The organism is Mycobacterium sp. E796 (assembly GCF_001672815.1).
In the GTDB taxonomy this organism is placed as follows: Bacteria; Actinomycetota; Actinomycetes; order Mycobacteriales; family Mycobacteriaceae; genus Mycobacterium.
In genome coordinates this window covers 20,992-29,780 of record NZ_LZKK01000151.1, presented here as the reverse complement: position 1 = coordinate 29,780, position 8,789 = coordinate 20,992, and the positions used below count along the sequence as shown (strand labels likewise).

General features: G+C 68.1%; 7 protein-coding genes and 1 pseudogene. 3 read left to right on the top strand and 5 right to left on the bottom strand.

What is annotated here, in order from left to right:
- A pseudogene (locus A5706_RS11250) lies at positions 1-574 on the bottom strand (3-phosphoshikimate 1-carboxyvinyltransferase); the annotation flags it as partial.
- Positions 575-632: 58 nt separating this feature from the next.
- On the opposite strand from A5706_RS11250, the gene A5706_RS11245 reads away from it, so the two are divergent.
- From A5706_RS11245 to A5706_RS11235, 3 genes are all read left to right on the top strand, one after another.
- Positions 633-1,394: an SOS response-associated peptidase gene (locus tag A5706_RS11245; RefSeq protein WP_068130266.1), complete on the top strand. Its 762-nt coding sequence runs from the start codon at positions 633-635 to the stop codon at positions 1,392-1,394.
- A 67-nt stretch (positions 1,395-1,461) separates the two neighbouring features.
- Positions 1,462-2,859: a PE domain-containing protein gene (locus tag A5706_RS11240; protein WP_068130248.1), complete on the top strand. Its 1,398-nt coding sequence runs from the start codon at positions 1,462-1,464 to the stop codon at positions 2,857-2,859.
- A 90-nt stretch (positions 2,860-2,949) separates the two neighbouring features.
- Positions 2,950-3,816 (top strand): 3-hydroxyacyl-CoA dehydrogenase family protein, encoded by an 867-nt coding sequence (locus A5706_RS11235; protein ID WP_068130245.1) that lies wholly within the window; start codon positions 2,950-2,952, stop codon positions 3,814-3,816.
- Between the two features lie 9 nt (positions 3,817-3,825).
- On the opposite strand, the gene A5706_RS11230 is transcribed toward A5706_RS11235, so the two are convergent.
- From A5706_RS11230 to A5706_RS11215, 4 genes are all read right to left on the bottom strand, one after another.
- Positions 3,826-4,077 carry a hypothetical protein gene (locus A5706_RS11230; protein ID WP_068130243.1) on the bottom strand — a complete coding sequence of 84 codons (252 nt, stop codon included), beginning with the start codon at positions 4,075-4,077 and terminating at the stop codon, positions 3,826-3,828.
- 90 nt (positions 4,078-4,167) lie between these two features.
- Complete coding sequence (locus A5706_RS11225; protein ID WP_068130240.1) at positions 4,168-5,334, bottom strand: acyl-CoA dehydrogenase; 1,167 nt, start codon at positions 5,332-5,334, stop codon at positions 4,168-4,170.
- A 139-nt stretch (positions 5,335-5,473) separates the two neighbouring features.
- Positions 5,474-6,895: an NAD(P)/FAD-dependent oxidoreductase gene (locus tag A5706_RS11220; protein ID WP_068130264.1), complete on the bottom strand. Its 1,422-nt coding sequence runs from the start codon at positions 6,893-6,895 to the stop codon at positions 5,474-5,476.
- A complete protein-coding gene (locus tag A5706_RS11215) occupies positions 6,892-8,700 on the bottom strand; it encodes a DUF3556 domain-containing protein (protein WP_068130238.1) in 1,809 nt (602 codons plus the stop codon). Before A5706_RS11215 ends, A5706_RS11220 begins: the two co-directional genes overlap by 4 nt.
- Between the last annotated feature and the right edge of the window lie 89 nt (positions 8,701-8,789).

Sequence of the window (8,789 nt, the reverse complement as noted above, 5' to 3'; positions counted from 1 at the left end):
CCCCGGTGTGCTGGACGGTCAGGCCGTCGGTGAACGACGCCGCGGACAACAGCAGGCCCGAAACGAATTGCGAGGACGCCGAGGCGTCGATGGCGACGGTGCCGCCGGCGACGGACCCGCCGCCGTGCACGCGGAAGGGCAGACCGTTCCCGTCGATCTGCACGCCCAGGCCGCGCAGGGCGTCCAGCAGCGGCGCGATCGGCCGGGCCCGGGCCTGCTCGTCGCCGTCGAACTCGACGACCGAATCGGCCAGCGCCGCCAGCGGCGGAACGAAGCGCAGGACCGTGCCCGCCAGGCCGCAATCCACCCTGGCGCCGGGCGCCGGCGCGATCCCGCCGCTCACCGTCAGGTCGGAGCCGGGCCCGTCGACGCGCAGGCCCAGGGTGCGCAGCGCCCCGATCATCAGGTCGGTGTCGCGGCTGCGCAGCGCGCCCGTGATGGTCGAGGTGCCCTGCCCCTGCGCGGCCGCCAGCCCGGCCAGCACCAGCGCCCGGTTGGTCTGCGACTTCGAGCCGGGAACCGTGACCGTCGCACGCACCGGTGTCCTCGCCTGGGGGGCCGTCCACGAGCTCACGTGCTTCATCCTGCCGTACCGGGCACTCAGGGATCGGGTGCGGAGCACTATGGAGGTTATGTGCGGACGTTTTGCCGTGACGACCGATCCGGCCAAGCTGGCCGAGAAGATCAAGGCGATCGACGAGGCGACCGGAACCGCGCCCAACACCCCGGCGCCCAACTACAACGTGGCCCCGACCACGACCATCGCGACCGTCGTCACCCGGCACACCGACCCCGACGACGACCCCACGCGGCGCGTCCGGCTGATGCGCTGGGGCCTGATCCCGCCGTGGGTCAAGGCCGGGCCCGACGGGGCGCCGGAGGGCAAGGGCCCGCTGCTGATCAACGCCCGCGCCGACAAGGTGACCAGCTCGCCCGCCTTTCGCTCGAGCGCCAAGTCGAAGCGTTGCCTGATCCCGATGGACGGCTACTACGAGTGGCGCGTCAACTCCGACGGCACCGGCAAGAAGTCGGCCAAGACGCCGTTCTTCATGTACCGCGAAGACGGCGAGCCGCTGTTCATGGCGGGATTGTGGTCGGTCTGGAAACCCGCCAAAGACGGTTCGCCGCTGCTGAGCTGCACGATCATCACCACCGACGCGCCGGGCGAACTCGCCGAGATCCACGACCGCATGCCGCTGGCGCTGCCCGAACGCGACTGGGACCGCTGGCTGGACCCGGACGCCCCCATCGACGAGGAGCTGCTCACCCGACCACCCGACGTGCGGGACATCCGCATGCGCGAGGTGTCGACGCTGGTCAACAGCGTGCGCAACAACGGGCCACAGCTGCTGGAGCCGGTCGAAGAGCGATCGGAGCAAATGAAGCTCCTGTAGCGCGCGACCTCGCTACCATCGTGCAGCAGTCCTGAGCCTGGCGCTCCGCGGGAGATGGGAGCCACCGATGTCGTACGTGATCGCAGCACCCGTGGCCCTCGTCGACGCGTCGGAGGACCTGACCGGGATCGTAGAGGCGGTCAAGGGGGCCGCCGCCGGGGCGGCGCCGCCGACGACGGGGATCGTCGCCGCGGCCGGCGACGAGGTGTCGGCGGCCGTCGCGGACGTTTTCGGCAGCTGCGCCAAAGAGTTTCAGACGTTGACCGCGCGGACGATGGCTTTGCAGACCCAGTTCGTGCGGGCCTTGAGCGCGGCCGGCGCCGCGTACGCGACGGCCGAGGCAGCGAATGTGCCGCCTCTGCACGCGGTGGAGCAACAGGTCGAGAGCCTGGGAGTGCTGGCGCCCATCGAACGGCTGCTCGGGCACCCGCTGTTCGGTAATACCACCGGTGCCGGTCAAACCGGTTCGCTGCTCGCCACAACCCCCACCGGCGGGGCGGTGACCACGGCGCCGACCACCAACGGGGTGACCGGGGTCAAGACGGGGTTCTCCTTCCTTCAAATTCCGCTTGGCGAAGCCTCGATCTTCGGGATTCCGCTCGGTCAACTGAGCTTGCCCGCCCCCGCGCACTGGTACTTCCCGACCCAGGCCGACGGCTCGGTGCACGCCAACGGCGTCATCTATCTGCAGCACGGCTTCGGGGCGATCGGGTGGTTCTACGACCCGCTGGCCATGCAGCTGGCCCAGCAGACCGACAGCATCGTGGTGGTGCCCACCGTGCCGTCGCTTCCGTTGCCGTTCGGCGCCTGGTTGGGCGGCCCGCAGCTGCAGCAGGGCGTCGCCTCGCTGTTCCTCGGCAGCGAGACGGCGCTGAACATCAGCGCCAACCACGCCGGCTACCAGGGCACGCTGCCGGTGAATTTCATCCTGACCGGACACTCGGCCGGCGGTGGCCTTGCCACGATCGCCGCCGGCGATTACATCGCCGACCTCGGGACGAACACCGCCAACAACCACCTCCTCGGCGTGGTGATGTTCGACGGCGTCGCCATGGATTCCTCGGCGTTCGCGACGGCGGTGGCCAACCTGCAGACGTTGCACATCCCCGACTACGTGGTGGCCGCGCCGCCCCAGCCGTGGAACGCGTTCGGCGCCACCACCAATCAACTGATCAGCCTGTATCCGGGGCAGTTCGTCGGGGTCGAGCTGGTCAACGGCTCGCACGTCGATTCGATGATCGGCGGCCATCCCCTCGTCGACTTCGCCGCCCAGCTGATCACCCGGTTCTCCCCGCCCGGAAACACCGCGGCCGTGTACACCCTGGCCACCGGCTGGATCAACGACATTTACGCCGGGGCGGGCCCCGCCGACCCGATTTACGGCGTCTACGGGCCGACCGGCGGCTACCTGCCGCCCGGCGGCCAGCAGATCATCCTGGGCAACGCCGCCGGGATCGTGCTGTAGTAATCGGCTGTCTTCGCGCGACAATCCTCGGCGCATCGTTTGTGTTTCGGCGACGGAGCTTCGCGTGCGGGCGCGGCTTAATGTGTTCGTGTGAGTGGTTCGTACACGTACACGTTCGAGGAAATCCAGCACCGCCCGGTCGCGGTGATCGGCGCCGGAACGCTGGGCCGGCGCATCGCGGTGATGTTCGCCAGCCGCGGCGGAACCGTTCGGATCTTCGCGCCCCGCGCCGAACAGCGCGCCGCCGCCGTGCAATATGTGACCGAGACGCTGCCGAAGGTAGTGGCCGACCGGGGCTTCGGCGAAGTGGGCAGCGCGGCCGGCGCGGGATCGCTCGAGGAGGCGCTGGCCGACGCCTGGCTCGTCATCGAATCCGTCCCGGAGAAGCTCGAGATCAAGATCGCGACCTGGGACCAGATCGATCAAGCGGCGCCGCCCGACACGATTTTCGGGACCAATTCCTCGTCGTTCCCCTCGCGCCTGATGGCCGCCGGTGTCCGCGACAAAACCCGGTTGTGCAACGTGCACTTCTACATGCCGCCGGAGGTCAACGCGGTTGATCTGATGTCCGACGGTCAGACCGACCGCGGGCTCCTCGACACGCTGCTGGCCGTGCTGCCGGAGTTCGGCGTCTTCCCCTTCGAGGCGCGCAAGGAGTCCACCGGCTTCATCTTCAACCGGATCTGGGCGGCCATCAAGCGCGAGTCGCTCGCCGTGGTCGCCGAGGGCGTGGCCCGGCCGGAGGACGTCGACGGGATGTTTCGGGTCAACTGGGGCGTGCCTGCCGGGCCGTTCCAGATGATGGACCTGGTGGGGCTCGACGTGGTGCTCGACATCGAAAACCATTACGCCCAAGAGTTTCCGCACCTACCGAAGCACGTGCGCGAGTTGCTGCAGTCCTACGTCGATGCCGGCAAGCTCGGGGTCAAGACCGGCGAGGGCTTCTACACGTACTGACGTGAATTTTCAGTTGCTGAGCACCAGGCGCCACTGGCCGGCGACGACACGGTCCGGGACGCACCAGAAGTTGTTCCAGTTCCCCGGCGTCGACGCCTTCACACCCGGGCCCGCGTCCTGACAGGCCTCCCGGGTCGGGTAGTTGCCCTCGGTCTGGATGGTGTCGGCGTGGCCGACGCCGGCGCCAACGGTCATCAAACCCCCGAAAGCCAGCATGCCCGCGGCGACCGCCTTGGCGGCCGCATTGACAAACGTAGCCATCGAATCCTCCTGTGCTGCTTCAGGTGGCACCGTCGTGCGCAACTGTAGTCAATCGACTACGCTTGCGCAAGACCCGGGCTCGATGAAGCGTCACGCCAGCAACGCGCGGGCCATCACGACGCGCTGAATCTGGTTGGTGCCCTCGTAGATTTGGGTGATTTTGGCGTCGCGCATCATCCGTTCGACCGGGAAATCGCGGGTGTAGCCCGCGCCGCCGAACAGTTGCACGGCGTTGGTCGTGACTTCCATGGCGACGTCGGATGCGAAGCACTTGGCGGCCGACGAGATGAATCCCAAACCCTTTTCGCCGCGTTCCGCCCGCGCGGCGGCCGTGTAGACCAGGAGCCGCGCGGCTTCCACCCGCATAGCCATGTCCGCGAGCATGAACTGCACGCCCTGGAAGTCGCTGACCGCGCGGCGAAACTGCTTGCGCTCCTTCGTGTACGCGATGGCGGCATCCAGGGCGCCCTGGGCGATACCGACGGCCTGCGCGCCGATCGTCGGGCGCGTGTGGTCGAGGCTGGCGAACGCGGTCTTCAGGCCGGTGCCGGGCTCGCCGATGATCCGGTCGCCCGGGATGCGGCAGTCCTCGAAATAGAGTTCGGTGGTCGGTGAGCCCTTGATGCCCATCTTTCGTTCGGAAGGGCCGACGGTGAAGCCCGGATCGTCCTTGTGCACGACGAACGCCGAGATCCCGTTGGCGCCCTTGTCCGGGTCGGTCACCGCCATGACGGTGTACCAGGTTGACTTGCCGCCGTTGGTAATCCAGCATTTCGTGCCGTTGAGCACCCAGTCGTCGCCGGTGGCGCGCGCACGGGTGCGCATCGACGCCGGGTCGCTGCCGGCCTCCCGCTCGGAAAGCGCGTACGACGCCATCGCGTCACCCGATGCCAGCGTCGGCAGCACCTGCCGCTTCAGTTCCTCCGATCCGTTCAGGATGAGGCCGATGGTGCCGAGCTTGTTGACCCCGGGGATCAGCGACGACGAGACGCACACGCGGGCAACCTCTTCGATCACGATGCAGGTGGCGACCGAGTCGGCGACCGGCCCACCGTAGGCCTCCGGGACGTGGACCGCCGAAAAGCCGGTGTCGTTGAGGACTTTGAGCGCCTCCTCCGGGAAACGCGCGTGCTCGTCGACGTCGGCCGCGTACGGCGCGATCTCGGCCTCGCAGATGTCCCTCAACGCGACGCGCAGCTCGTGGTGCTCGTCGGGAAGCTTGAACAGCTCGAAATCCGAATTGCCGGGCGATGCCATGGCGAGGTCCCTTCGTTGGGAGAGGAATGAAACGTCGTGACGACGTTAAGGTCTCGGCCGGTTGAATCCATCGTCGTGAGTCGACGAAGAATGCCGCCGTTTTTGTCGGCCGGCGACAGCTCGCCCGGCGGGGCGGCGATCAGGCGACGGTGCGCAGGTAGCCGAGGGCCTGCGCAGCGGCGTTGGCGCCGCACATTCCATGCGCACCGGGCCCCGGTGGCGTCGCCGCCGAGCAGATGTACATGCCTGGGACGCCAATAGTGTAGGGAGACAACGTTATTCGTGGCCCGAACGTCAACTGGCGAATGTCCTTGGAGCCGGTCATGATGTCGCCGCCGGCATAGTTTGCGTTGTAGGACGCCATCTGCGTCGTCGAGCGCACCGCCTGGCCGACGATGCGCTCCCGGAAGCCGGGGGCGAACCGCTCGATCTGGGCGATGATCGCCTCTGTCGCGTCGCCGGCATAGCCGTTGGGTACGTGGGCGTAGCTCCACACCGGATGCGTATTGCCCACCGAGCGTTGCGGATCCGCCAGGTACTGCTGGCCCACCAACACAAACGGCCGCTCCGGCATGCGCCCGGCATGGATGTCCCGCTCGCTCCCCGCCAGTTCGGCGTAGGTGCCGGCCAGGTGAACGGTGCCCGCGCGGCGCGCATCGGGGTTCGCCCACGGCACGCCGCCCTCGACGGCGAAGTCGACCTTGAACGCGCCGGGGCCGCGGCGAAACTTCGTGAAGGCGCGGGAGACTCGACGCGGAAGCCGGTCGCCCAAAATGCCCGCCACCGCCTCCGGCGCGAGGTCGAACATCGTGACGTCCGCCGGCGGCAGCTCCGACGCCGCCTGGACCCGGACACCGGTCTCGATCTTGCCGCCCAGGTCGGTCAGCAGCGCCACCATTGCGTTGGTGATCGCCTGGGACCCCCCTTCGGCGACCGCCCACCCGTACCGGTGACCGGCGGCGAGGATGCCCATCCCGATGGCCGAGGTCATCGGGTAGTGCAGCGGCCTGAAGGCATGGGCGGCGACGCCTCCGAACAACGCCCGCCCCTCGTCGGTGCGGAAGAAGCGGGCAAACGTCGACCCCGGAAGCACGGTGGGCGCGCCGAACCGTGCCAGCATCAACGGATGATGAGGCGGCCGCAGCAGGGGCCGCATGATGTCCTCGCTCAGGGCGTCGAACCGGGCCGCCGAGTAGCCGAATGCGAGCCGCCAGCGCGATCCGTCGCGTCCGAGACCGGCCGCGGTCCGCCCCACCGAGCGGTGCAGGACGCCGGCGCCGCCGCCATCGAGGGGATGCACGCAATCGATTGCGGGCCATCGCCATGTCAGGCCGTACCGCTCCAACTCGAAACGGCTCAGGAACGGCGAGCCGACGGCCATCGGGTGAATCGCCGAGCAGTGGTCGTGCAGCAGGCCCGGCAAGATCGCCTCGCTGCTGCGGGCACCGCCGCCCACCTCGTCGGCGGCCTCGAGCACGGTGACTTGTACGCCCTCGGCGGCCAGGCAGATGGCGGCGGCGAGCCCGTTCGGCCCGCCCCCCACCACCGCTGCGGTTGTCATGCCGGCGCGCCCGCCTTGTCCCGCACCGTGCCGCGCGGCGAGCATTCGATCTCGTCGCGAAGCGACCATTCGACCTGGGTGGGGATGGGGCCGTTGGGCAGCCAGGGTTGCTCGGCGACCGCGTCGGCCACCTTCCACGTGCCGCGCTCGACGACGCCGAGCGCCGCGTCGATCAGCTTGTAGTGCTGCACACCGCTGCCGAATGCCTCCGACTCGACCCAGGCGATGACACACTCGCCCGGTTCGAACGCGGCTTGGCTCTGCACGGCGCTGATCAAGTCTTCATTGTGCAGGTGACCGTCGCCAAAGTTAAAGCCGATCAGGGAATTGCACACGAACTCACCCTCGCGCACGGCGCGGGTGTCGACGTCGGGCAGGCGCCTCAACAGCAGCGAGTACAGGCCGCGCCCCTGGCTGTGCATGCAGCGCCACGCGGCCGCCTTCTGCAGGGTGATCTCCGCCCACTTCGGCTCGTAGCCGGCCGCGATGAACTGGTCGATCTGGTTGGACGCGGTGCGGGTGACGCGATTCAGTTTCTGCTCGGCGCCCGGTGTGAAGGTCCACAGCGCCGACGCCCAGTTGCCCGCGTACTGACGCAGCGACGGCAGGAAGGAAACCTTGTCGGGCCGGATGTTGCCCAGCACCGGGTAGACGAGCAGGGCGGCGGCGATGACGGCGGCCAGCCACGGTGGCGTCATGTTCCACGGGGCGTAACCGTTCCAGTTCGGGAAGCCGAGGAACAGGAAGATCGTGGTGTACGCGAACACGACGTTCCATTCCAGCGGCACCGCGAGCGGGAACGTCGAGATGATGAACAGGTGGAATCCCACCATCAACATCGCCGCCGCCAGCGTCAGCCACCTGTTCGTCGAGAAGAACAGCACCAGCGGGGCGGCGATTTCGACGGTGGTGCCGTTCACGTGCGCCATGAAGTCCGCCAGCCGCGACGGCCGCATGTCGCGCCCGAAGTCGCGATAGTGCGCCCGTCGCACCCATTTGGGGGCGAAGATCGTGTTGGAAACCATCGGCGGGATGACGTTGGAGAAGTGCTTGCCGAATTTCGAGAACCCGGCGCCGATCCACACCACCACGATGAGCATCTTGCACGCGATGATCATGTCGACGAACGGCAATGCGGCGAAGAAGAACAGCGCCGGCAGGTACTGTTCGCCGCGGGCGCCGAGGAAGACTGTTTTGTCGCGCAGCCCGATCAGCACCAGCAGCGCGATCGGCGCGACGAGCAGCGCGGGGTTCACCAGCCCGGAAGTGTTGTGGGGCAACGCCTTTGATAGCGAATCGCTGTGCACACCGGGCGACAGGAGCGCGACGGCCAGGCTGCCCAGCAGCGCCAGGTACTCGGCGACGTCGAACCAGGTCCGCCGGTCACCGGCGGTGAACGGCACCCACTTCCACGGGCGCAGCCGGATGGTGCCGGGCCGGGCCCAGAACAGGATGCCGCCGGTCATCGGCTTGACCTTGCCGGCCAGCGGTCCCCATGAGCCGGCCACGCCAATGGCTTCCAGCAGCACGGTCCACAGGATCACCTTCTGGTAGACGATCGGTTGGTTCCACCACTGGGTGACGTGCCAGAAGGCGGGCAGCCCCGAGGTCGCCGTCGCGACCGTGACGCCGCCGATCGCGAAGAACACGACCAACTTCAGGAGGTAGATGGTGTGCACCATCCTCGGTGAGCCGAAGCCCTTTTCGCCCCAATCGAGGACGAGGATCCGCATTCGCTCCATCAGGGGCTTCCCGAGGAAGCTATCCGGGTCGACCGCTGGGAGAACCGGCTTGGTGAATCCCATTTCCTTCGCTCCTTCGGCGTCGGGAGTAAGCGTGGCCGCAACGCTAGGTTCCGTGTGCCGCGTGACACAGTCCGCGATCGACAAAACCG